Annotated in this window: 1 protein-coding gene; it reads left to right on the top strand. The window is 42.0% G+C overall.

Annotated elements, in window-relative coordinates:
• Positions 1-181: 181 nt before the first annotated feature.
• A complete protein-coding gene (locus ACWHAR_RS26620; RefSeq protein ID WP_003233577.1) occupies positions 182-664 on the top strand; it encodes a MarR family transcriptional regulator in 483 nt (160 codons plus the stop codon).
• The last annotated feature ends 77 nt before the right edge of the window (positions 665-741 follow it).

Here is a 741-nt window from a genome sequence, read left to right as displayed (position 1 = left end):
TAATCAGCAATGGTCTCTCCAATCATATTCTAGTTCGATCCTCTCCCCCAATAATCTCCAACTCATTATACACTACCGTTATTTTTCGGACAAAGTCCCGCATGCGGTTTCTGCTCACTTTCTTTCAGGAGTGTAAATCGAGTAATATGGTAAGAGGAGTGAATGATGAGGAAGTGATGAAATGGAATATAATTTACACGATACAACAGTCTTAAACGAAAACATTCTTTCATCGGAGGAACGGGAAATATGGGTGCTCTATATGAAAGTCTTAACTTCCGCCGGGCTCGGTGATGTATCCGAGTGGATGAAGCTGGATATGAGCATGCCGCAAATGAAGGTGCTGATGCTATTAAACAACCATGGAACATTGAAAGTGAGCGACATTGCTGAAAAAATGGGGGCTTCCCTGTCCAATACAACTGGGCTGCTTGACCGGCTTGAAAAATCAGGATTTGTCAAACGCTCACATTCTGAAGAGGACCGCCGCTCTGTAGTTGTTCAGTTGACAGAGAATGCGAAAAAGATTTTCCGGGGTTTGTATGAAAAAGGCCACCTGAAATTGAAGCGTTCATTAGAGCTGCTGTCCCCTGAAGAAAAGCAGGCTGTTTCCGAAGGGCTGTCTATCCTTTCAAGAGCATTAGAGAAAGCGAAAAAAGAATAAATTTGTAAGTCTGTCATCCGCAAACTGCGGGAGCAGGCTTTTTTTATTTGACATTTAGTTCATTTAAAATGAATAAT

The organism is Bacillus sp. LR--39 (genome assembly GCF_053613335.1).
Note: the sequence above shows the minus strand (reverse complement) of the source record. Positions and strands in the feature narration are given on the sequence as shown.